This window comes from Streptomyces sp. NBC_00829, assembly GCF_045161795.1.
In the GTDB taxonomy this organism is placed as follows: Bacteria; Actinomycetota; Actinomycetes; order Streptomycetales; family Streptomycetaceae; genus Streptomyces.
Window position 1 is genome coordinate 7009851 of record NZ_CP108867.1, and the last position, 21948, is coordinate 7031798.

At 70.7% G+C, this 21948-nt stretch carries 22 protein-coding genes and 1 pseudogene; 7 read left to right on the forward strand and 16 right to left on the reverse strand.

The window, feature by feature from the left end:
• Positions 1-4: 4 nt before the first annotated feature.
• Positions 5-1207, forward strand: coding sequence for a trans-sulfuration enzyme family protein (locus OG293_RS31405; protein WP_406002130.1), 1203 nt, complete (start codon positions 5-7; stop codon positions 1205-1207).
• Here the strand turns inward: OG293_RS31405 and OG293_RS31410 are convergent.
• The 7 genes from OG293_RS31410 to OG293_RS31440 form a co-directional block, all read right to left on the reverse strand.
• On the reverse strand, positions 1140-2558 hold the full coding sequence (locus OG293_RS31410; RefSeq protein WP_406002131.1) for a GNAT family N-acetyltransferase: 1419 nt from the start codon (positions 2556-2558) through the stop codon (positions 1140-1142). The two genes, OG293_RS31405 and OG293_RS31410, sit on opposite strands and share 68 nt — an antisense overlap.
• A 76-nt stretch (positions 2559-2634) precedes the next feature.
• On the reverse strand, positions 2635-5355 hold the full coding sequence (locus tag OG293_RS31415) for a DUF6493 family protein (RefSeq protein ID WP_406002132.1): 2721 nt from the start codon (positions 5353-5355) through the stop codon (positions 2635-2637).
• Complete coding sequence (locus OG293_RS31420) at positions 5352-6800, reverse strand: SWIM zinc finger family protein (RefSeq protein WP_406002133.1); 1449 nt, start codon at positions 6798-6800, stop codon at positions 5352-5354. The genes OG293_RS31415 and OG293_RS31420 overlap by 4 nt, the downstream gene beginning before the upstream one ends.
• A 126-nt stretch (positions 6801-6926) precedes the next feature.
• Positions 6927-8504, reverse strand: coding sequence for an alkaline phosphatase D family protein (locus tag OG293_RS31425; RefSeq protein WP_406002134.1), 1578 nt, complete (start codon positions 8502-8504; stop codon positions 6927-6929).
• 182 nt (positions 8505-8686) lie between these two features.
• A complete protein-coding gene (locus OG293_RS31430) occupies positions 8687-8923 on the reverse strand; it encodes a hypothetical protein (protein ID WP_406002135.1) in 237 nt (78 codons plus the stop codon).
• A gap of 40 nt (positions 8924-8963) precedes the next feature.
• A complete protein-coding gene (locus OG293_RS31435) occupies positions 8964-9656 on the reverse strand; it encodes a transglycosylase SLT domain-containing protein (RefSeq protein ID WP_406002136.1) in 693 nt (230 codons plus the stop codon).
• A 387-nt stretch (positions 9657-10043) separates the two neighbouring features.
• Positions 10044-10874 carry an alpha/beta fold hydrolase gene (locus OG293_RS31440; protein WP_406002137.1) on the reverse strand — a complete coding sequence of 277 codons (831 nt, stop codon included), beginning with the start codon at positions 10872-10874 and terminating at the stop codon, positions 10044-10046.
• A 172-nt stretch (positions 10875-11046) separates the two neighbouring features.
• Between OG293_RS31440 and OG293_RS31445 the strand changes: the two genes are divergently transcribed.
• Together OG293_RS31445 and OG293_RS31450 are read left to right on the forward strand one after the other, a co-directional pair.
• On the forward strand, positions 11047-11931 hold the full coding sequence (locus tag OG293_RS31445) for an RNA polymerase sigma-70 factor (RefSeq protein WP_406002138.1): 885 nt from the start codon (positions 11047-11049) through the stop codon (positions 11929-11931).
• Between the two features lie 248 nt (positions 11932-12179).
• A complete protein-coding gene (locus OG293_RS31450; protein ID WP_406002139.1) occupies positions 12180-12947 on the forward strand; it encodes a GntR family transcriptional regulator in 768 nt (255 codons plus the stop codon).
• A 50-nt stretch (positions 12948-12997) separates the two neighbouring features.
• On the opposite strand, the gene OG293_RS31455 is transcribed toward OG293_RS31450, so the two are convergent.
• Positions 12998-14155, reverse strand: a complete 1158-nt coding sequence (locus OG293_RS31455) for an ROK family transcriptional regulator (protein WP_406002140.1) — start codon at positions 14153-14155, stop codon at positions 12998-13000.
• A gap of 152 nt (positions 14156-14307) precedes the next feature.
• On the opposite strand from OG293_RS31455, the gene OG293_RS31460 reads away from it, so the two are divergent.
• On the forward strand, positions 14308-14733 hold the full coding sequence (locus tag OG293_RS31460; protein ID WP_406002141.1) for a hypothetical protein: 426 nt from the start codon (positions 14308-14310) through the stop codon (positions 14731-14733).
• Positions 14734-14786: 53 nt separating this feature from the next.
• Here OG293_RS31460 and mug read toward each other — a convergent pair whose 3' ends face one another.
• The 5 genes from mug to OG293_RS31485 form a co-directional block, all read right to left on the reverse strand.
• The gene (gene mug, locus OG293_RS31465; RefSeq protein ID WP_406003775.1) at positions 14787-15329 is read right to left on the reverse strand and encodes a G/U mismatch-specific DNA glycosylase; all 543 of its coding nucleotides are present in this window, start codon (positions 15327-15329) and stop codon (positions 14787-14789) included.
• Positions 15326-16759, reverse strand: coding sequence for an adenylosuccinate lyase (gene purB / locus OG293_RS31470; RefSeq protein WP_406002142.1), 1434 nt, complete (start codon positions 16757-16759; stop codon positions 15326-15328). The genes mug and purB overlap by 4 nt, the downstream gene beginning before the upstream one ends.
• A 197-nt stretch (positions 16760-16956) precedes the next feature.
• On the reverse strand, positions 16957-17397 hold the full coding sequence (locus OG293_RS31475; RefSeq protein ID WP_406002143.1) for a tyrosine-type recombinase/integrase: 441 nt from the start codon (positions 17395-17397) through the stop codon (positions 16957-16959).
• A 44-nt stretch (positions 17398-17441) separates the two neighbouring features.
• Positions 17442-18122 (reverse strand): hypothetical protein, encoded by a 681-nt coding sequence (locus OG293_RS31480; protein WP_406002144.1) that lies wholly within the window; start codon positions 18120-18122, stop codon positions 17442-17444.
• A 238-nt stretch (positions 18123-18360) separates the two neighbouring features.
• Positions 18361-18504: a hypothetical protein gene (locus OG293_RS31485; protein ID WP_406002145.1), complete on the reverse strand. Its 144-nt coding sequence runs from the start codon at positions 18502-18504 to the stop codon at positions 18361-18363.
• A 643-nt stretch (positions 18505-19147) separates the two neighbouring features.
• Between OG293_RS31485 and OG293_RS31490 the strand changes: the two genes are divergently transcribed.
• Positions 19148-19411 (forward strand): hypothetical protein, encoded by a 264-nt coding sequence (locus OG293_RS31490; RefSeq protein WP_406002146.1) that lies wholly within the window; start codon positions 19148-19150, stop codon positions 19409-19411.
• Between the two features lie 123 nt (positions 19412-19534).
• On the opposite strand, the pseudogene ssb reads toward OG293_RS31490, so the two are convergent.
• Positions 19535-19771: pseudogene (ssb, locus tag OG293_RS31495) on the reverse strand (single-stranded DNA-binding protein); the annotation flags it as partial.
• Positions 19738-20781 carry a peptidoglycan-binding protein gene (locus OG293_RS31500; protein ID WP_406002147.1) on the reverse strand — a complete coding sequence of 348 codons (1044 nt, stop codon included), beginning with the start codon at positions 20779-20781 and terminating at the stop codon, positions 19738-19740. The gene OG293_RS31500 and the pseudogene ssb, both read right to left, overlap by 34 nt.
• Positions 20782-20840: 59 nt before the next feature.
• On the opposite strand from OG293_RS31500, the gene OG293_RS31505 reads away from it, so the two are divergent.
• Complete coding sequence (locus tag OG293_RS31505; protein WP_406002148.1) at positions 20841-21131, forward strand: hypothetical protein; 291 nt, start codon at positions 20841-20843, stop codon at positions 21129-21131.
• 236 nt (positions 21132-21367) lie between these two features.
• Positions 21368-21544, forward strand: coding sequence for a hypothetical protein (locus tag OG293_RS31510; protein ID WP_406002149.1), 177 nt, complete (start codon positions 21368-21370; stop codon positions 21542-21544).
• Here the strand turns inward: OG293_RS31510 and OG293_RS31515 are convergent.
• On the reverse strand, positions 21528-21797 hold the full coding sequence (locus tag OG293_RS31515) for a hypothetical protein (protein ID WP_406002150.1): 270 nt from the start codon (positions 21795-21797) through the stop codon (positions 21528-21530). The two genes, OG293_RS31510 and OG293_RS31515, sit on opposite strands and share 17 nt — an antisense overlap.
• Between the last annotated feature and the right edge of the window lie 151 nt (positions 21798-21948).

A 21948-nucleotide genomic window follows, 5' to 3' on the forward strand; every position in this document is an offset into this window, starting at 1 on the left:
GGGCATGGAGAATGCAGCCTTCGCCGCCCGCCTGCCCCGGGCGCTTGCCACCGAAGCAGTGCACGCCGGACGCGAGGATCTCGCGCAGCTCGGTCTGCACGCCCCGCCACTGGACTTCTCGACCACCTACCCCTCGTACGACGCCGCGGGCGAAGCCGCGCGGATCGACGAGTTCGCCACCACAGGGGCCCGGCTGGAGGGACCGCCGGTCTACGCCCGGCTGGACAACCCGACCACGGCCCGCTTCGAGACGGCGCTGGCAGCGCTGGAGGGAACCGAGAGTGCGGTCGCGTTCGCCAGTGGGATGGCAGCGCTCACCGCCGTACTGCTGGTGCGGGCCAGCATGGGACTGCGCCACGTGGTCGCCGTCCGGCCGCTGTACGGATGCAGTGATCATCTGCTCAACGCCGGCCTCCTGGGGACCGAGGTGACCTGGACCGACCCGGCCGGCATCGCGGAGGCGATCCGTCCCGACACCGGTCTGGTGATGGTGGAGACCCCGGCCAATCCGACCCTGGCGGAGGTGGACCTGCGGGCCGTGAGACACGCCTGCGGTGCCGTGCCGCTGCTCGTCGACAACACCTTCGCCACCCCCGTGCTCCAGCGTCCCGTGGAGCACGGGGCGCGGATCGTGCTGCACAGCGCCACCAAGTACCTGGGCGGGCACGGCGACGTGATGGGCGGCGTCGTGGCCTGCGACGAGGAGATCGCCCGCGGGCTGCGCCAGGTGCGCTTCGCCACCGGCGGCGTGCTCCACCCGCTGGCCGGCTATCTGCTGCTGCGCGGACTGTCCACGCTGCCCGTACGGGTCCGGGCGGCCTCCACCGCCGCCGCCGACCTGGCCTGCCGGCTGTCCGCCGATCCGCGCGTCGCCCGGGTCCACTACCCGAAGGTGGGCGGTGCGATGGTCTCCTTCGAGGTGTACGGCGACCCGCACCAGGTGATCGCGGGCGTACGCCTGATCACTCCGGCCGTCAGCCTCGGCAGCGTCGACACCCTGATCCAGCACCCGGCCTCCATCAGCCACCGCATCGTGGCCGAGGGAGACCGGCGCTCGGCGGGCGTCAGCGACCGGCTGCTGCGGCTGTCGGTCGGTCTCGAGGACGTCGAGGATCTCTGGCGCGACCTGGCCGAGGCGCTCAGCGCTCAGCCTGTTCGAACCGTGGACGCTCCTCGTGCGCTGCGCACCCCTCCAGTCGGGCGGTGACCACCAGCGTGCCCTCCTCGATCTGGTAGTCGAGCGGCAGACCCAGCCCGCGCATGGCGGCGACCATGCCGGTGTTGGAGGACTGGGTGACGGCGTACACGCTCGCGCAGCCTGCGTCGACCGCCAGCGCGACCAAACGTCCGAGCAGCTCGGAACCGATGCCGCGGCGCTGCCAGTCGTCCTCGACGAGCAGCGCCACCTCGGTCTCGTCTCCGTCCCACAGAAGGTGGCCGAGGGCGACGAGCCGGCCCGAAGCCGTCTGTACGGCGAGCGTGCGGCCGAAGCGCGGGCTGAGCAGATGGGTGAGATAGCGGTCCGCGTCGCCGACCGGGCCGTGGTAGCGCAGGCTGAGGGTACGGTCCGAGCAGCGCTCGTGCATGGCCTTGGCCGCTGCGACATCGCTCTGGTCGGCGCGGCGGACGGTGATCTCGTTGCCCTCGGGAAGTGTGAGGACGTCCTCGCTGCGCGGGACGCGCGGGCCGAGGCGGGCATCCAGCTCGACCAGTGCGCGGGCGCGGGCGAACTCCGTGGGCGTGAAGGGGAGGTAGGGCCGCTCGATGGTGATCGCGCCGCCGTTGGGGTCACGCAGTCGCATCACGGTCTCCTCCAGCACGCCCTCCTCGGGCGGTGTCTGGCCCGCGGGGCGGCCGCTGAGGGTGACGGCGGGCAGTGAGTGGATCGTGCAGCGGCCGAGCAACTGCCTCAGGGCAAGAGGGAGTTCGGCCGCGTCCAGCGCGGTACGGGTGGCGAGGCCGAGCACCCGGGTCGGGGTGTCGACGAGATCGTGTGCGTCGGCGCGCTCGATCCAGGTGCTGCTGCCGCCGGCCGCCGCGACCTCCCGGGTCAGCTGCTGCGCCTGGAGGGATGCCGGTGCCCGCAGCAGGAACTCGTCCACGGTGCCCTCCGCCAGCGGGTGCGTCTGGAGGGTGAGGATGTCGACCTCGTACCGGGCGAGGGCGGTGCAGAGCGCGGCCAGGCTGCCGGGGGCGTCGCGCACGGTCGTGCGCATACGCCACAGGGAGGTCTCGCGCAGCTCGTTCCCCTCGTCCGCGAGCCCGGCCGGCACGGCCCCGTGCCGCGGGTCGCCCGGACGCGCCCCGCCGACGGTGTCCGGAGCGACCGTCGGAGGGGCATGACTGTGGCGGTGTGCCCACCATGTGTGGAAGGCGGCCGTGGCGACCAGCGCCACGGCGGAGGCGATGAGCAGGAACGGGCCGTCCGGTCCGTGTCCGATCATGTTCGCGATGGCGTCGGCGACCGCAACCGCGGTGAACATGGCCGCCAGTTCAACGAGATCCCGGCGCCAGTGGTGTGGACGGCGGGCGGTCTTCACGGAAGTCACATCTGTCATGGCAACACTGTGAACGAATGGTGTTGCGTGATCACGAACGCTTTGTGACTGATGGGTTAAGCTCGTATCTAGGCGATTATAGGCTGTTTTCTGCCGTTTCTGGCGGGGCGTGTTCGGTTCCGTGACTCAACGCGGTCATCAGCCGGGAGGCCTGCAGCACGAGCTGCGAAGACCCTCGGCGCCCGGCGACCTCCGCCAGCCCGGCTATCGTGCCGGCGCTCCCCGAAACCTCGGTCGCCGCCCCGCAGTGCTCCGCGCACTCGGCCGCCACGCCCAGTATCTCTCCCAGCCCGCGCGGCCTGGCGCCCGTGGCCAGCAGGCCCGGCAGAGCGCCGGACAGCACGGACCAGGTCGTGGCGTACGCACCGGTCGCCGCGGCCGTACGCGCCGAGTCGGCGAGCCGGTTGAGCTTCACCGTGCCCTGGCCGACGGACTCGGCAAGATCGCGTCCGAGGAGCCCTCCGTCCAGATGCCCACGGGCGGCCAGTACCAGGAGGGCGTCCACCGCGGCCAGCCGGTCCTCCTGACGACGGGCCCCGAGTCCCAGGGCCACGGCCCGATGCAGAAAGGGTCCGGCCGGCTCGTGCGGGCCGCCCATCTCGGCCAGCGCCGGAAGGGTCTCGGTGGCCCCGGGGAGATGCTCCTGGGCGCAGGCCGTCACCGCGGGCAGCAGCCATCCCGCGACGATCTCCCGGTCGTGCGGAAGCATGGGCGACCAGTACGCCTGCCCGCCCGACCAGTGGTGGCAACTGCGGGCACCGCTGTGCTGAGAACGTCCGAGCCAGTGGAAGCAGCGGGGGAACTCCCGCTGAATCGCCAGCCGTTCCCTGGTTTCGCGCAGCTTGCGCCGGGTGACGGCGGCGGGCCGCTGCACCGGCCCCGGTACGGAAGCCTCGACCACGTCGGGATCGGGCACGGCGGCCGAGTCCAGCGCAGGAAGGGCCGGACCGTTCCCGCTCAGCCATGCGGCGAGGCGATCGCCCTCCGTCGTTCCCAACTCCCGTGCGGCCTCCGCTGCTGCGCCGGCTCCGCCCCGCGGAACGCGCAGCAGCGCCAGCGCGAAGTCCACCGGCCCCGCCGGGACGTCGAGCCGCCGGTACTCCCGCAACCGCTCGACCAACTCGCCCGGCTCCAGCGCGCCCGTGCGCCACGTGGGGGTGGCCAGCAGAAACGGCAGGGGCCTTGCGCGCACGAAGTAGGCGGCCTCCCACAGCCTCGCGCGGTCGATCCCGTCGAGCCCAGCGTGGGGGCAGGTGTCCGGCACGAACGCGCGCACCCTCGCGCTGTGCAGGGCCTTGACCGACACCCGCTCCAGCAGGGCCGCGGCCAGTACCTCCACACCGTGCGGATGCCCGGAGAACCGGGTGTCGCGGTCCCAGCGGGCGGAAGTGTCCAGCCACCAGCGGTCGACCAGCGCCGCGCGCAGCGCCTCGGCCAGGACCTCGGGCTCCCGGTGCGTCCACCGCACAAGGCCGTCCAGCGTCCGCTCGTACAGGCTCAGGTCGCCACCCGCCCGCAGCAGGACCAACAGGTCCTCGACGAGTTCGGGAACGGATCTCGCGGCGGGCGCGAGCGGGCTCGGCTCGGACGCGGGCGGCAGGATCTCGTCGTAACTCTGCGGGTCCTGCCCGCCGTCCATGGTGCCGAAGACCGCGACGGCCGCAGACCGGTGCGCAGGGCTCAACATGTCCGCGGACAGAGACAGTTCCTCTCGCAGGACATCGTCCTGCGCCTGGAGGTGCCGGGCGACCAGCTTCAGCGCCCGCTCCTGCACACCCACGTCGGGATGGCCGAATGCCTCTGCCACCACCGGCAGCAGGGTGTGGGCCGCGTCCTTGTCCCGCCGCAATGCCCGGCCCAGCAGAACCAGTTGAGCGTGCACCAGCTTCTTCTCGGCGCGGAAGAGAACGGCACCCGACATCTGCGCCAGGACGGTCGCGGGCAGCTCGCCGCCCTCGGCGATCCGCCCCAGCACGCTCTGCGCGTGCGCGGCCACGGTCGACGTCCCGTCGGACGCCATACCCACCCAGTCGGCGACCCTGGCGCGCTCCTCGGTGGGGGACAGGGCGAGGCGACGGAGCAGGACGAGGAAGAACCGCAGCTCACCGGGCCGGCCACCGCGCAGCAGCCGGGAGACGCAGGCATCCACCAGGGCGGCACGGTCGAGCACTCCCTCGTCGGCGAGGGAGCTGAGGGCCGACGGCCAATGGTCCGGGTTGTCGGGGTCGTCGTACCAGTTGAGCTGCCGGGCGGGCTGAGGTGTCTCGAACAGCCGGGGCACCAGAATCCGCACCGCCGGGTCCGCGCGCAGCGTGGCGAGCAGCCCTCCCCCCGGCTGGTGGGCGGCCTCGGCCCAGCCGTACACATAGCCGTCCGTCGTGGGCACCGGGCACTTCGCCAGCCGCACCAGCTCATGGATCAGCCGGTAGTCGTCCTGCGGGGTCGAGTTCCGTCCCGCGAGCCGGTGGGCGACATCGGCGAGCCACTGCGGCTCCCTGCCCGAGAGGACATCGAGAATCAGCGGGTACGGAAGGTCCCGCCAGTCGCGCAGATCACGAGCGCCGATCCAGGACGCCGCGGCGGCTGCGCCCGTATGACAGCCGGCGCCCGCCACGACCAGCGCGGCCCGGATCCGTCCGCGCTCCTGCCAGCGGTCCCAGTCCCAGCGGCGCACTTCGGCGCGGACGTCCTTCAACTCGGCGAGCAACACCTTGCGTTCGGCGGGGGCCAGTGGCTTGAGCAGGCCGGGGACATCGCCGGACCGACCGGCGCGCACGGCTTCGAGCAACTCCTTCATCGCGTCCCTCCCGCGGCGGTGGTGGCGGTGGCGGTGGCGGTGATGGCCGTGGAGGGCGTGCCGTCGGTGGCCGGGCGGCCGCTCCCGGTGGGGGCACCGCGCCTGGCCATGCGCACGGCCAGGGCATGTTTGCACGGGCCGCGCCGCCCCTGGTAGTCCGACCACCACTGACAGGTACAGCTGAGCACCCCGGCCGACTCGCGCACCTGATACCGCCGCTCGCCCGAGGCGACAGACGCCAGATGCCCGGTGTGCTCGACCGCCCCGGCCGAGACCAGCGCGCGGGCAGCGACCAGACGGGGGTTGTGCCGCTCGGCGCGGTCCGCGTCGTACGGCAGCTCCCGGTGGAAATACGCCGCGTCCGCGATGTCGTATCCCACCCGGCCGGCGGTCCCCAGCCGCGTCAGCGCGGCCCGCACCCGCTCCACGGACAGGCCGGACTGTGCGGCCAGATCAGCCGGGTCGATCGTCGGCTCCCAGGCCAGCAGTACGGAGATCAACTCGGCGTCCTGAGCCGCCTCTTCGGTGGCCAGCGCCTCCAGCACCCCGCCCTCGCCCGAGAACCCCCGCGCTGCCTCCGGCGAGAGGGTGAGGGTGAGCCTCATGCCCGGCAGCACCACCTCCCAGGCGCTCGCCGCCGGCGCGCCGTCGGTCGCCGGTCCGTACACCCGCAGCGCCGTCGCCTGCCGCAGCACACGTTGCAGCGCGGCCAGCCGCTGGGGACCCGGCAGGCACACGGCCCCCGCCACCGGCCGGGTCGTCGGCCGCAGTGTCCTGCCTGCCGGTACCACCCACATCGCGCCGCGGGAGGCCGTGCCACCCGACCCGCGCGGCAGCGAGCGCAGAAAACGCACCGCCTCGGAGGCGGACAGCTCGGCCCGGAGGTCGAAGCCCGCGCTGGCCACCTGCGCCTCGGCGAACCCCCGCAGCCAGCGGTCCGGCAGCGGAACCTTCTTCTCCACCACCGCGCCTTCGAGTGTGGTGACCGCCAGCTCCTGAGGCCCGACGCGCAGATGCAGCGGGTCGTCGCCGGCCATCCGCGAAAGTGCCTCGCGCAGCGGGTTGTTGACGTCGATATTGGTCGTGCCACGGCCGGTCTCCTGGCCGTCGAGGCCCTCGGGGAGCACATCGAGCCGTGCGTACACACCGCAGCAGCCGGAGAACGACTCGAACCGCAGCCGGTCGCCGTTGCCCGTCACCACCGGGTCGAGCAACGACCGGCGACCGGGGTCGAAATAGCGGGCGGCAGCCACGTCCGCGACGGCGAGCAACCCGCGGGCCGCCGTCTGGGGAGAGGTGAGGAACCCGGCGAAGAACGTGGGACGGTCCTGGGCGCCGTCGGGTGTGAGGCCGCCCGAGGTCTCCAGGCCGAGGAGCCGTCCGCCCTCTGCGGATTCGAGGGCGGACGGACGGGCATAGGCGAGCGCCTGCACTGATCGCGTCATGGAAATGACGTTAGGGCCCACCACTGACAATCAGCCGGGGGCACGGACCGGACGGCACCTCACGGTGTCCGACGGCCGTGCGCCCGGCACCAGTTGGTCAGGGGCACACGGAACGGGTCGCCGTGGTCACTGCCCCACGTGACCCGGCTGAAGCACCTTGCTGAACAGGACGGTTCCGCCCTCGGCGCGCAGACGGACCGTCAGCTCGCCACTCCCGCCGTCGATGTCGACCTCGCCGAAGTACTGCGGGGACTCCATCGGCGAGACATTCGCCCGCTCCGGCGCGCGCACGAACACACGCTCGGGACCGAAGGTCGCATCGAGGGCGTTGGCCGGGAATCCGCCGGCCGCCAGCGGGCCGGAGACGAACTCCCAGAACGGCGCGAAGTCCTTGAAGGCCGCCCGCTCCGGGGCGTAGTGCTGCGCCGAGGTGTAGTGCACATCGGCCGTGAGCCAGAGCGTGCCCGTGATGCGGCGGTGCTTGATGTACCTCAGCAACTCCGCGATCTGGAGCTCACGCCCGAGCGGCGTGCCCGGGTCGCCCTGTGCCACCGCCTCGAAGTTCGCCGCGCCGTCCGCCACGACCAGGCCCAGCGGCATGTCGGACGCGATCACCTTCCACACGGCACGCGAACGCGCCAGCTCACGCTTCAGCCAGGCCAGCTGCTCGGCGCCGAGGATGCCCTGGGTGTCGTCGGCCTGCCGTCCGGGAGAGTTGGCGTTGCGGAAGGAGCGCATGTCGAGGACGAACACGTCGAGCAGCGGGCCGTGGTGCACCACGCGGTGCACCCGGCCCTCGCGCTCGCCCGCGGGGAGCGTCGAGATCGGGAAGTACTCGCTGAAGGCGCGCCGCGCACGCTCCGCGAGCACGTCCACCCTCTTCTCGGTGTAGCGCACATCGTCCAGGATCTGGCCCGGGTACCAGTTGTTGCGCACCTCGTGGTCGTCCCACTGCACGATCGTCGGCACCTGTGCGTTGAAACGCCGGACGTTCTCGTCGAGCAGGTTGTAGCGGAAGTTGCCGCGGAAGTCGGTCAGCGTCTGGGCGACCCGGGACTTCTCCTCGGTGGTGATGTTGCGCCAGATCCGTCCGTCGGGCAGGGTCACGCTCGGCTCGATCACGCCGTCCGAGTAGACCGTGTCACCACTGCACAGGAAGAAGTCCGGGTCGAGCCGCCGCATTTCCTCGTACGCGCGGTAGCCGCCGATGTCCGGGTTGATGCCCCAGCCCTGGCCCGCGATGTCGCCCGACCACAGAAAGCGCACGCCGTCGCGGCGCTTCGCGGGTGCGGTACGGAACGTCCCGTGGACCGGCTCACCGGTGCGCCGAGGGTCGTCGGGGTCGGCAAGGGTGACCCGGTAGTGCACCTGCTCGCCGGCGGGCAGACCGCGCAGCGTCGTGGTACCGGTGAAGTCCGTGCCGGGCCCGATCAGCGGGCCGTGGCAGCGGTGCGCGTTGCGGAAGGACTCCGTCGCGGAGGTCTCCACGATCATCCGGGCGGGACGGTCCGAGCGCACCCACACCAGTCCGGAGGAGGCGGTGACGGAACCGGACTGCACGCCCCAGGGGGCGCGCGGGCGTCCGGACAGGGCGAGTGCGGGGGCGGACCCGAGCGCCGGCAGGGCGAGCGCCGCCGACGCGGCGAGCGTGCCGCGCAGTACGGAGCGTCTGTCGGGAGAGGGGAACCGCGGGGTGTGCGACATCGCTGAGCCTCCAGGGGCAGGTCGGGCGGGTGTTCCGAGCCATGCCTAGTGCCCGGCCGCGGCCGGCACACGAACCCCACGTGAACAGAACGACGCGCATGAGTGAGGCGGACCCTTTGGGAGGCCGACCTCCCGTTCGGTCGGGCGGCCCCCAAGAGCATCTCCACCTCGGTGCGCCCCCGTCAGACGCCACCCGCCAACAGACGCACACCGCGCACGATCTCGGCCGACGTCGGACGGGCATGGCCGGGCACCAGCCGTACGCCGGTGTCCTCGCAGGCCGCCACCTCGTAGTCGGTCAATGGCCGCACCACGACACCGGCGGTGTCCGCGCGCCGCGGAAAGCGCTCCTGCGGACCGTACCGCCCGGGCAGCCCCGCGATGATGTGCAGCCGGGCCGTCGGGAGCAACGGCTGCACCCTCAACTGCTACCGCAGACCCACCAACTGAGATGACTTCTCAGTACGAGTGGTGGACCTGCCAGTACGACCAGGCCTCGCAGGGGCTGCCGTACTTCACGTTCATGTAGTTGAGGCCCCACTTGATCTGCGTGGCCGGGTTGGTCCGCCAGTCGGCGCCCGCACTCGACATCTTGGAGCCGGGGTATGCCTGGACGAGACCGTAGGCACCGGAAGGGTTCTCCGCCTGATAGTTCCAGGTGGACTCGTGGTCCACGATGTTGCTGAAGCACTGGAACTGGCCCGCGCCCACGATCTGACGCGCCATCGCCTGGATCTGCGCGATGGTGTAGGAGCTCTGCGCCGTGAAGCTGGAGGCGTCGCGTGTGGCGGAGCGGCTGGCCCTCTCCTGGTCCGCCTTGCGCTGCTTGGCTTCCTCTTCGGCCTTCCGCGCGGCCTTCTGCTTGGCGTCCGCGTCCGCGGCGGCCTGCCTACGGGCCGCCTCCTCGGCGACCTTCTTGGCGCCCGCGTCGGCGGCGGTGGCCTGTGCGTCGGCCTGCTGCGTCAAGGACGCGGTCTGCAGGGCCTGCTGACCCGCCGGGATGTCAGCGAGCAGCGTCGTGTCGCTTGCCGTCGCCTCGACATCGCTTCCGGGCTGGCCGGTGCTGCTTGAGGCAACACCGGCAACGGCGCCTACAGCGGTGACCGCCGTGGCCGAAGCCACTGCGAATCCCCGGACCGAAATCCGGTTCACGCTCGCCTCCCAACTGCGGGGTAACGGGCGATACAGGGCGCGATTGCGGCGCCGAAACGGCCAGCGGTCCGACCGGCCGAACGGTCCAAGTACATGAGTTCCCCTCCCCATGTGAAGTCATCGCATCCTATACGCACGGGCACGGAGCCAGGTTGCATCGGCTCGGAGCCTGTATTTCTGCATCGCAGACGGTCGGATCGTCGGGGTGTGTCGACGGAAAGTGCCAGGCCATGATGGGTGAGAGCGCAGCGCTTCGGGATGATCCCCGTGGCCGCCGCGCTCACCGCGCCGCTCGTCGGCACGGGAGCGTTCGGCGCCGCCCAGGCGGCGGGCGGTGTGCTGGCCGGGGCCGGAGCGGCGCCCGGCTCGGGTGTGTTCGGCAGGCCGTCAGCGACTGCCGTCCAGGATGACGCGCGCCACCAGGGCGGGGTCGTCGTTCATCGGGACATGGCCGCAGCCGGGCAGCCGCACCAGCCGGGCGGCGGGGATGGCGTGCTTGGCCCGGACACCCTGACGCCGCAGCAGCAGCCGGTCCCGCGCTCCCCAGCCGATGGTGACCGGCACATCGGGCACATCGTCGGTGAACAGGATGCCGCGTCCGGCGGCGAGCGTCTGGTGGAAACCGGTGGCCTCCCGCAGGGCGAGTGTCTCGGCGACGGCCGCCTCGGGTGAACGCCGCCCCGGCCGGGCGTAGATGGTGCTGACGAGCGCCGCGCGCCCGGCGGCCGAGCGGGAGAGTCCCTTGATCAGCGGCAGCGGCATCGACTGCGCCGCACGCCGCATGGTCAGCAGCGTCCCGAAGGCGTAGCGCCGCTCGCCCTCGGACCAGAAACCGGCGGGCGACAGTGCGGTCACGGACCGTACGAGCTTCTCCCGGCCCAGCTCCAGGGCGAGCAGCCCTCCCAGGGAGTTCCCCGCCACATGGGGGCGATCGATCTCCAGTGCCTCGCAGAGCGAGCCCAGGATCGAGCCCACGGTGGTGAGGTCGTACGACACGCCCTCGGGCAGTGCCGGCGAGGCGCCGAAGCCGGGCAGGTCGATGGCGATGACCTCGCGCTCGGCGGCCAGGATGTCCATGACCGGCTCCCAGGCCTGCCAGTGGTGCCCGATGCCGTGCAGAAGAAGCAGCGGCTCGCCCCGGCCCTTGCGCTCATGGATGACGGACAGCGTCCGGCTGCCCCCGGGTGACTGGATGGAGAACGAGATCTTCGCGGCCATGCGTGCTGCTCCCTGGTGTCGCCCACGTGAAGACGTTTAGACGGCTTGTCAGTAACAATTACCGCTCAGTAGCTTCCAGTTCAAGAGGATAGGCGTTGCAGGTCGTTCGGTGTGTCGCGCGCCGCGGCCGCGCCGGTTGGACACCGGGCGCACGGTCGGTTGGGATGGAGAGGTGGCGACCGACACCCTGACCGACCTCTTCGAGGAACACCGGCCCGTGCTGACCGGGGTGGCCTACCGCATGCTCGGCCGGGTGGCCGACGCCGAGGACGTGGTCCAGGAGGCATGGCTGCGCTGGGCGGCCGAGGACCGCGGTGATGTCCGTGAGCCGCGCGGCTACCTCGTACGCATCACCACCCGGCTCGCCATCGACCGTCTTCGGCGCATCCGTGCCCGGCGCGAGGCGTACGTCGGTCCCTGGCTGCCCGAACCGCTCGCCACCGATTTCGCGCACACGGTTCCCGACACCGCGGAACGGACCGTTCTCGCCGAATCGGTCACGCTCGCCGTCCTTGTCGTCCTGGAGGCGCTCTCGCCCCTGGAGCGCGCGGTGTTCGTGCTGCGCGAGGCCTTCGGATTCCCGTACGCGGAGATCGCCGTCACCCTCGACCGCTCCGAGACGGCCGTGCGGCAGCTCGCGGGCCGGGCCCGCCGGCACGTCGAGGAGCGCAAACCCCGCTTCGACGTCGACCCCGCCGAGTGCCGCGACCTCACCGAGCGCTTCCTTGCCGCCGCGTCCGGCGGGGACCTGGACGCACTGCTGAGCCTGCTGGCGCCCGATGTGCGGCTGGTCGGCGACGGCGGGGGCAAGTCCAAGGCGCCGCTTCGGGTGATGGAGAGCGCGGACAAGGTCGGCCGCTTCCTCTTCGCTGTCGCGCGGCAGCCCGTCGAGGGCCTTCAGGTCCGCCTCACGGAACTCAACGGAGCGCCCGCGCTCCTGGTGCTCGCCGGGGGAAAGCCGGACAGCGTCGTCCAGTTGGAGGTGCTGGACGGTCGGATCCAGCGCGTCTACGTCATCCGCAACCCCGACAAGCTCGTCTCGCTGACCCTGTCCTAGGCCGTCCCGCCCCACGTCAGGCCCCGTGTCCAGATTCGGCCACGGGGTCTTTTGCCGTGCCCGCGGCACCAGGTACGAACGTCGTGTGAACGCTCTGCGAATCCGGTCGGCTCCGTTCCGTAACGGGCACAGGATTGGTCTTGACCAAGTAGTTGTACCGTCCTATGGTCGCAGAGTTAGTGCAGGAACCTTTAATAAACAAGGGCGCGGAATAGCCGCCGCTGACACGGCGATTGCGGAGGATCAGGGTGGGGACCACGCAGCTGGAATCGGTGCCGGAGCCTAAGTACTGGCACCTGAAGACCGTGATCAGTGAGGCGCTCGACTCCGACTTCGCGGTGGGGGAGATCCTGCCGAACGAGCGCGATCTCGCCGCTCGCTTCGGAGTCGCCCGCGCGACGCTCCGTCAGGCGCTCGAACAGCTGGAGCTGGAAGGCCGACTGCAGCGGCGACGCGGCGTCGGCACGACCGTCGCTCCGCCCCGCATGGGCGTCGACGTCTCCACCACCCAGCACGCCTGGCCCGCGGACAGCGGGCAGGGGGCCTGGGAGTCCCTCGACTGCTCGACGGCGGTGCCCCCGCTCGCGGTCACGCGGCTGCTCGAGACCGAAGCCGAGGAGGAAACCCACACCGTCCGCAGGCTGCGCGCCGGCCACGGGCAGCCCGTCGCCGCCGAGTTGTTGTACGTCCCGGTCTCCTCGGTGCCCGAACTGTCCTCGATCGACGCCTCGTCCGGTCCCGCACGCGCCCGCGCCGTCCTGCGCGAGCTGCAGCGCCTCGACCTCGAAGGCCAGGACCGCGCGGTCGAACTGGGCTCGGCCCGCGCCGACGACGCCAGGGAACTCGACCGGCTGCCGGGCGCGCCCGTGCTGGTCGTCACCACGCGCTACTTCTCCGCAGGCAGGACCGCGGCCGTCTCGATGGCCACCTACCGCGCCGACACCTGCCGGCTCACCTTCGGGGACTCCGGCGATCTGGAGATCAGCCACAACGGCCAGGAGCGCCGCGCCTCCTGAGTCCCGCGCCCTTCCCGCTCTTCGTACGGCCCGTCGCACCGAGCTCGCGCTCAGCGGCGGGCCGTCACCGTTCCCTCGACGGCGAACAACTGCTCCTCGACATGGTCGAGCGCGAGCCGCAGTGCGCCGGTCGCCACGGCCGCCTCGCCGAGCAGTGAAAGGGTCACGCGGGGCGGGCGGAGGCAGTAGCGGGAAAGCTCGTCGCGCAGCGGATCGAGGACGCCGTCGAGTCCCGCCGCCCAGCCACCGATGACCACCAGCTCCGGATCGAGGGCCAGCACCAGCGCCGCCACATCGTGCACCAGACGCTGGATGAACCGCTCGACCGCCGCCTGCGCCCGAAAGTCGCCCTGCCGGGCGAGCGCGAACACATCGGCCACCGCCTGCTCGTCCAGCGGATGCAACGGCTCGTCCGTCGTCGACAGCAGCTTCTCGGGCGTCACCTCGCGGCCCAGCAGATGCAGCGCCCCGATCTCGCCCGCCGCCCCGCCGAAACCGCGGTGCAGCCGTCCGCCGATCAGCGAGCCCGCACCGGGGCTGAGGCCGGCGAGGACGAACACGATGTCGTCGGACTCGGTCGCCGCACCCTTCCAGTGCTCGGCGACGGCGGCGGCATTGGCGTCGTTCTCGACCAGCACCGGGCAGCGGAACGACCGGCGCAGCCGCTCCCCGAGCGCGAGCCCGGTCCACCCCGGCAGGGCAGTACCCAGCCGTACGGTGCCGTCGGCCTCCACGATGCCGGGGGATCCGACCCCCACCGCGCGCAGGCTGCTGCGCGCGACGCCCGTGCGGCGCAGCACATCGGCGACGACCAGCCGTACCCGCTCAAGGCGCTCGTCCGCGGGGGCCGACTCCGAGACGTCCCGCGAGCCCGCGCCGATGATCCGGCCGTCGAGGCCCGAAAGCAGCGCGGCGATCCGGTGGGAGCCGATCTCGACCCCCAGGAGATGGCCGGCCTCGGCCCGGAACCTGAACCGCCGTGCCGGGCGCCCCTGTCGGCGTGCGCCGCCCTCCTCGGGGACGCTCTCGACGACGAGCCCGCTCTCGATGAGCCCCTCGATCACACCCTCGACGGTCGGCCGGGACAGACCGGTGATCCGCGTCAGATCCGTGAGCGTGGGGGATTCGGCGCCCCGCAGCGCATGGAGTACCACCGCGGAGTTGATCCGCCGCAGCAGAGACGGGTCTCCGCCGGTCAGCCGCCCCACCGTGTGTCCTCCCAGCTCGTGCGCGTGTCTGCCGGATGTTACTCGCTGGTGGGACGGGGCGCACGATTCCGGCCGGTCGCGGTCCGGCCACGAGCCGGCCCCCTTGCCTGACGGGCAGCCAATTGTCAGTGGCGGCGGGTTTACTGGAGGACATGACCACGGCACGGCACCTCGACACGATCGACTTGCTGCGCTCCCGGGAGTTCCCCGCGGAGCCCGGCCCGTCGGACGTCGGCTGGGAGGGCCCCGGCTTCCACATAGCGGAGCTCAACGGGCACTTCGGCTATGACGACGGCTGTGACGGGGACAGGACCGGGCCCGAGCAGCGGGAAGCGGAGCACGACGCGCTGCTGGACGCGCTGACCGAGCGTTGGGGCGAGCCGGACCACGTCAGTCTCGCCAGCACGGAGCTGCGCGCCTTGGACGAGGACGACGACGAGGAGGTGCCCGAGCCCTGGCGGCGGCTCAGTCTGCAGACAGGCCGGCTGTATCTGTGGCAGGAAGACGGACGCTGGATAGCTCTCGGCCTGACGCGGTCCCAGCTGCTGGCCGTGGTCACTGAGGTGGCCCCGCCCTGAGGACACACCGCACCGGCGGCTGTGGAGCGGGACCCGGGGACAGCTCCCCGGACTCAGCCCTCTTCCGTCGCCGCCGCGCGCAGCCGCCCGAACTCCTCGGCCATCGTCTTGGCCGTCCAGTGGGCGTTGAGCCCGCTCGGATTGGGCAGTGCCCAGATCCGCGTCGCGCCGATCGTGCGCTCCTGCCGCCCGATCCGCGCCCTCTTCTCGTCGAAGGCCGTGCGATAGGCGGTGATACCCACGACCGCCAGCCACCCGGGACGCAGCCGCTCCACCTTGGCCCTGAGCAGCCGCCCGCCCTCGTGGAACTCCTCGTCGCTCAACTCGTCGGCGCGCGCGGTCGCCCTCGCCACCACATTGGTGACGCCCAGCCCGAGCCCCAGCAGCTCCGCCTGCTCCGCGGGCATGAACCGCCGCGGGGTGAAGCCCGACAGATGGAGCACCGGCCAGAACCGGTTGCCGGGCCGGGCGAAGTGATGACCCGTCGCCGCCGTCATCAGGCCCGGGTTGATTCCGCAGAACAGCACGGACAGCCCGTCCGCGACCACATCAGGAACGACGCGGTCGCGGGCGGCCTGGAGCTCCTCGGGGGTCAGAGGATCGACCCCGGGGTGTAACCGGCGGCCTGCGGGTGCTGCTTGACGATCTCCTCGATCCGGGAGACCACCGCCGCGACCTGGTCGCCCGCCGCGCCCGTGAACGACAGCTTGTCGGCCATCAGCGCGTCCAACTGCGCCCGGTCCAGCGGGATCCGCTCGTCCGCGGCGAGCTTGTCGAGCAGTTCGTTGCGCTCGGCGCCCTGCTCACGCATCGCCAGGGCGGACGCGACGGCGTTCTCCTTGATGGCCTCGTGCGCGATTTCCCGGCCCACTCCGGCCCGTACGGCACCCATCAGCACCTTGGTCGTGGCGAGGAAGGGCAGGTACCGGTCCAGCTCGCGGGCGACGACCGCGGGGAACGCGCCGAACTCGTCGAGCACGGTGAGGAAGGTCTCCAGCAGACCGTCGAAGGCGAAGAACGCGTCCGGCAGCGCGACGCGGCGCACCACCGAGCACGAGACGTCACCCTCGTTCCACTGGTCGCCCGCGAGTTCGCCGGTCATCGACGCGTAGCCGCGCAGGATGACCATCAGGCCGTTGACGCGCTCGCAGGAGCGGGTGTTCATCTTGTGCGGCATGGCCGAGGAGCCGACCTGGCCGGGCTTGAAGCCCTCGGTGACCAGCTCGTGCCCGGCCATCAGCCGGATGGTCTTGGCGACGGAGGACGGCGCCCCGGCCAGCTGGACCAGCGCGGAGACGACGTCGTAGTCGAGGGAGCGCGGATATACCTGGCCGACGGAGGTGAAGGCGTGCGCGAAGCCCAGGTGCCCGGCGATGCGCTGCTCGAGGTCGGCCAGCTTCGAGGCGTCCCCGCCCAGCAGGTCGAGCATGTCCTGCGCGGTGCCGACCGGGCCCTTGATCCCGCGCAGCGGGTAGCGGCCGAGGAGGTCTTCGAGGCGTCCGTACGCCACCAGCAGTTCGTCGGCGGCGGTCGCGAAGCGCTTGCCCAGCGTCGTGGCCTGCGCGGCGACGTTGTGCGAGCGTCCGGCCATCACCAGCTCGGCGTACTCGCCCGAGAGCTTCCCGAGGCGTGCGAGCACCGCGACCGTGCGGTCCCGCATCAGCTCCAGCGAGAGCCGGATCTGGAGCTGCTCGACGTTCTCGGTGAGGTCGCGCGAGGTCATGCCCTTGTGGACCTGCTCGTGGCCGGCGAGCGCGTTGAACTCCTCGATGCGCGCCTTCACATCGTGGCGGGTGACCTTCTCGCGCTCGGCGATCGAGGCCAGGTCGACCTGGTCGAGCACCCGCTCGTAGTCGGCGAGGGCGGCCTCGGGCACCTCGATGCCGAGGTCCTTCTGGGCGCGCAGCACCGCGAGCCAGAGCTGACGCTCCAGCCTCACCTTCTGCTCGGGGGACCACAGGACGGCCAGCTCCGCGGAGGCGTAGCGGCCGGCCAGGACATTGGGGATGCGAGGCTTGACTGTCACGTGTAGGGATTCTACTGGCGGTATAGCTCGGCCGAGCAGTCGGGAGTGCCTCTGGCCAGCTAACCCAATGGTCAGACGTGCCTTCGCATGTCGGCGGCGCCTTCGCTAGACCCCGTTCCGTCCGGGCTGGAACCGGACCTAGCCGGACCGTAGGGAGGGGCTAGGGATCGTTCCGAGGCAGGGCAGATGTCTCCCCGTTACGCAGCCACTTGGGCTCGAACGGGCCGTGCAGTCAGACGGGTGACGTGGGCCCTGTGGTCCTCTACCTGTTCGTCGAGGAGGTGGTTGTACGTCCGTCGGATCTCTTTGACGCTGTCGCCAACCCACAGGGCGACCGTCTCGGGCGGAAGGCCGTTCTGGAGCATCTTCGAGATGTACGTGTGCCTCGTGTCGTGGAACGTCGGCAGGGTTCCGTCATCGTGCTTGATCCCGAGCTTCCGCAGTGTCGGCTTCCACGCCCTCTCGTTGAACGTGTCATTGTTCAGGAGATTGCCTTGAGGACTCCAGAAGAGTGCCCTCGCAGGGCCCCGCTGGCAGGTCTCGATTGTCCTGCCATGGGTCCATAGAATGGTCTCAGTAGGACGTGGCGGGTACTTGGCTTCGTGGTGGTCGATGGCTTCCAGCAGGTGATCGGGCATGGGAACGGACTTCGTGTTGATGCCCCCCTTGCGGCGACTTGTCTTCAGACGGTTGACGAGCATCGGCCTGTAGTCCGTCTCCTTGTTCGGAGTACCTGACGGTGCACCGTGAGCATCCCGTTCTTCCGGCCGATGACGTCCGTACATGTACCGAACGCCTCGCCTTGCCTTACGCCGCACCCGAAGCCGAGGAGCGGTATGACCGCGAACCTCTCGGGAAACTCGTCACAGAGGGCCCACGCCTCGTCATCGCTGAAGATGTACGGCTGTGTCTTCTCGATGTAGGGACCCTCGACCTCATAGCAGGGGTTAGCGTTGATCTTTCCGTTCTGGAGAGCATCCTTCGTGATCATCTTGAAGACCTTCCAGTGCAGCTCTGCTGTAGAGTTCGCGATCTTTTTGCTGTCCTCCATCTCTCGCACCCAGGCTTCGACCTGCGCCTTCCGGATGGACGCGAGGCGATGGCCGCCCCAGCGCGGACTGAGATGCACGCGGACGGCGATCTCGTACTGAGCCACGGACGTCATCTTCGCCCTACGTCGACTGAGCCACTTGTCCGCCCACTCTCTAAACAAGAGGTTGCGGTCCTCGGAGCGGTCCTCTGGGGCGGCCTCATCGGGGAGGATGCCTTCCTCGTAATAGCGTTCGAGGGCCTTCTCTGCCGTAGCCTTGCTTCTCCCCAGATAGAACTCTTGCCGTCTGCCCTCGCGGTTTGTCAGATGCACGTGCCAGGAGTGTGAACAGCCGTTCCGTCTCGGCTGGTTGCGATCAGGACAAGTGCAATCCTTGCGTGGCTGTGCGCGCCTGGCCATGGCGTCTTGCTCCGTTCTTCGGTTCGTCGCCGTGCTTGATCGTCTGTGGTGGAGGTGACTCTACGCATGGGGAGGGGGCGGAGGGAAAGCGGAAAGCTGGCCAGTAGCGAGCCCATAAAAGACATCTACTATTCGGGCGGAAGGCCTGCGTCTATGTTTCGACCTGTTCCTCGCGAGATTCGAGCCAGGATTCGAAGTGACGCTCTCGTACGCGGAGAATTCTGTCGCGGATGCGCACGACGGGGATTCCCCGGCTCTTGTAGTTGTCGAGGACGGTGCGTTTCGGTACCTCCATTCGCTCGGCGATCGTCTCGAAACTCCTCCGGCGGACCGTTCCGGCCGGATGCGTACTGGTCGGGCCCGTTGTGTTCAGCCCGGCACCGGTACGTAGGCGAACCCCTTGAGCATTGCCGAGCCGCTCCCGCCCCGCCTGGCTGCGCTCACCCTGGGAACGCTCGGGCTCGACGAGTCCGACGTGAACACGATCCTGTCCTCCCCGCAGGACGCACCGGTCGACGCGCCCGTGCTGATGGCAGCCCAGGCTGTACTTGGTGTCGGCTGGGGAACGCCCCTACCGGCGATCCAGACGCCGAGGACATCGTCGCGCTCGCCGCGGGGCTGGAGATTCCGCCCGCCGAGAGCAACGAAGGGGAATCGAGCGCGCACATCGGGGACGGCGCCAGCAGCGTGGTTGTGGTTCCGGCGCCCGCGGAGTCGACTGGCGGTACCTCGACGACGCCACCGGCCACGGACCCGAGCCCCACGCCGGACCCCAAGCCGTCCGAGGACGGACAGACGGAGAAGCCGGTTGATCCGCCCGAGCCGGAAACGCCCCCGCCCCCGCCCCCGACGCCGACGCCGACGCCGACTCCGGCCCCGGCCCCGGCCCCGGACCGAAGCCGGAGGAGCCGAAGCCCACCGAGCCGGAGACTCCGCCGGTGTTGCCCGTCCCGCCCCCGGTCGACCCGGCACCGCCGGTCACCAACCCCGTGCCGCCGATCGACACTGATCCGCCGGCACCGCCCCAGGAGCCGGACCCGGCCGAGACGCAGCCACCGACACACAACGGCGGAGCTGGGGAGGCGCCCGCTACCGGCGAGCAGATGCCGTCGGGCGACGGCGCCGACGTCGGCGGCGGCCAGGAGGACGGCGACGGGGAGCGGTTGGCCCTGCCGTACGCCTGGATCGCACCGGCTGCGTAAGACGACGCGCCGCGCAGGAGACACCCTGCGCGGCGCGTACTCGTTTCTGGCCGGTCAGAACGGGGGCTCGGTGGCACACTGGTCATCGGCAACGGGACGTGCTGCCCCGTTGGGGTTCGGGCGCTGTCCGCCGGTCTTCGCGACCTTGGCCGTTGCGTTCTTCAGGCTCACACCGACGTCCTCGACGTCGAGTTCGTACACGGTGCGCCGGACGCCTTCTCGGTCGTCGTAGGAACGCTGCTTGAGGCGGCCCTGCACGATGACGCGGGTGCCGCGGCTCAGCGACTCGGCGACATTCTCCGCAGCCCGCCGCCAGACCGCGCAGGTCAGGAACAGGCTCTCGCCGTCCTTCCACTCGTTGCGTCCGGGTCACTGCTCAGCTCCTTGCGGGAGCGCTGGAAGTCGGCGACGTTCTTGCGGTCCGCGTCCGACCACTTCGGGCCCGGCCCGGAGGTGTAGTGCCGGCCGAAGCCCTTCTTCACGAGCTGCGTCCCGAGCAGGGTGATGTGCGAGTTGTTCTTGCCCGGCCCGAAGTAGGAGGCGCCGGGGAAGGGCGGCATGGGCTTGGCGGTCACCTTGCCGGGCAGGGTGCCGAGGAGCCGCTTGAGCGAGTCCTCGCCGGGGACGCCGTCGGCGGCCTTGCCGCTGTACCCCAGGGACTTCTGGAAGTCGCGGTAGTTCTCGGTGTCGACGTCCGTCCAGGTCGGGCCGGGGCCGGAGGTGTAGTGGCGGCCGAAGCCGCGCTTGACCAGGGCCTCGCCGACCTGGGTGATGTGGGCGCCCTTGGCTCCGTACCCGTACTTCAGGCCGTTGATGATGACCTGGTAGCGGGCGATAGACGATCCTGCTCCGGCGCCGGTGGAGCCTCCGGGGTCCGGCGCGGGCTTGTAGTCCCCGGCCGGCATCCCGGCTTGGACCCACGCGTAGAGCTTGGTGCCGGGGCAGGCTGTGGCGAACCCGTCCTTGTGGCCGCGCTTGGCGAGGGCGCGGCCGGTCCGCTTGCACGCCTCCTCATACAGGGCGCGGCACGCTGCGAGTGCCTTCGCGCCGGGCTCCTGGCTGCCGCCGATGGCGATCTGGACGCCGATGCCTGTGACGTTGTGGTTCGGGCAGTGGGCGCCCTGGAGCGACCAGCCGCGGCCCTCGTACACGTTGCCCTGCTGGTCGACGACGAAGTTGTAGCCGACGCCCGCCCAGCCCTGCCCCATGTGCTCGGCTTCGATGGCGCGCATGATCGAGTAGCCGGTGCGGGTGATGGGGGTGCCGCCGTCGTAGTGGACGAAGAACTCTGTACGGCGGCCGAGGGAGATGGCGGCCGGCGTGCCGTTCCAGGGCTTCGCGCCCCAGTGGGTGCGGGAGATGATCTGCATGGGTGGTGCCCTCCGGTGACTGTGGTCAGGAGGGGCACCGTGCAGGGTGGCTGCGGTTAGTGTCGCGTGGTGCCCTGGGCAGGTGCGGATCAGCCGTCGATCACCTCGGCGTCGACGACGCTGCCGTCCTCCAGCTCCGGCGGGTCGGGGTACTGGACTGCGAACAGCGTGTGGTTCAGCCGCTCGGCGAGAGCACCGAGGTCTACTCGCTCCTCCTGGGCTGTGTCGCCGCTGTCCAGGCCGGTGACCTCGACGGCGATGGCAGCGTCCTTGCCGTAGTGATGGCGGTGCTGCCGTTCCAGATACCAGGCGTCCGCACGCCAAGTCCGGTGGCGTGCGGTCCTCGGTGACCTCCTCGACGATCTGGCCGGTCTCCGGATCGCGGAACTTCCGGGTGGTGACCTTGGTGACGATCCCGCCGTCGGCCACGCGCCTGATGTTGGCCATGGCGCGGGCAGCGGCCATCGCGCGGGCCGTGCGGACCTTCTCGAACAGCTCGACGTACGGGTCTTCATCCCGGTTCGGAGGCTGTCCGTCCTCCCGGGCTGTGACCTCGGCGCGGCCGCGGGCCATCCAGCGCCGGTAGGTGGCGCTCGAAATGCCGGCGGCCTCGGCGGCGAGTTCGATCGCGATGCCGGTGCGGGCGGCGACGATGATGCGGCCCTCGACCTCTTCGGTCAGCAGGCTGGGCCGCCCGACCTTGTTGACGCTGCGCGCTTTGCGACGGAGTGACATGGTGCGCTTCCTCATCGTCCGGGCGTGAACATGTGGCCGCAGGACGGGCAGTTGGCCAGGCGGGCGCGCCCTTCGTCGTCCGGGCTCAGACCACCGCCGCCCAGGCTCTCGTCTCCTTCGTCGGGCAGATGCAGTACGGGCGCCTGGCCCTCGTTGATGGCGCCGGGCAGCGTCTCGGGATCGACTTGGCGCAGCAGGTTTTCCAACTCGTCCTCGGGGATGGCGAGAGAGTCGAACAGCTCGGCGTCAGCCGTCACGATGTCTTCGACGTAGGCGGCCAATCGCGCTGGTCATCAAGGAAGTTCGCCATGGCCGCGGATGCTGCGGTCTGGGGAGGCTTAACGTCGCGCGCTGAAGTCCGCGGGTCAGTAGATGAAGCTGTCGGACCTCTTCAAGGTGAGGGTGCAGGTGCCGTCCGCGCTGATCTCGTCG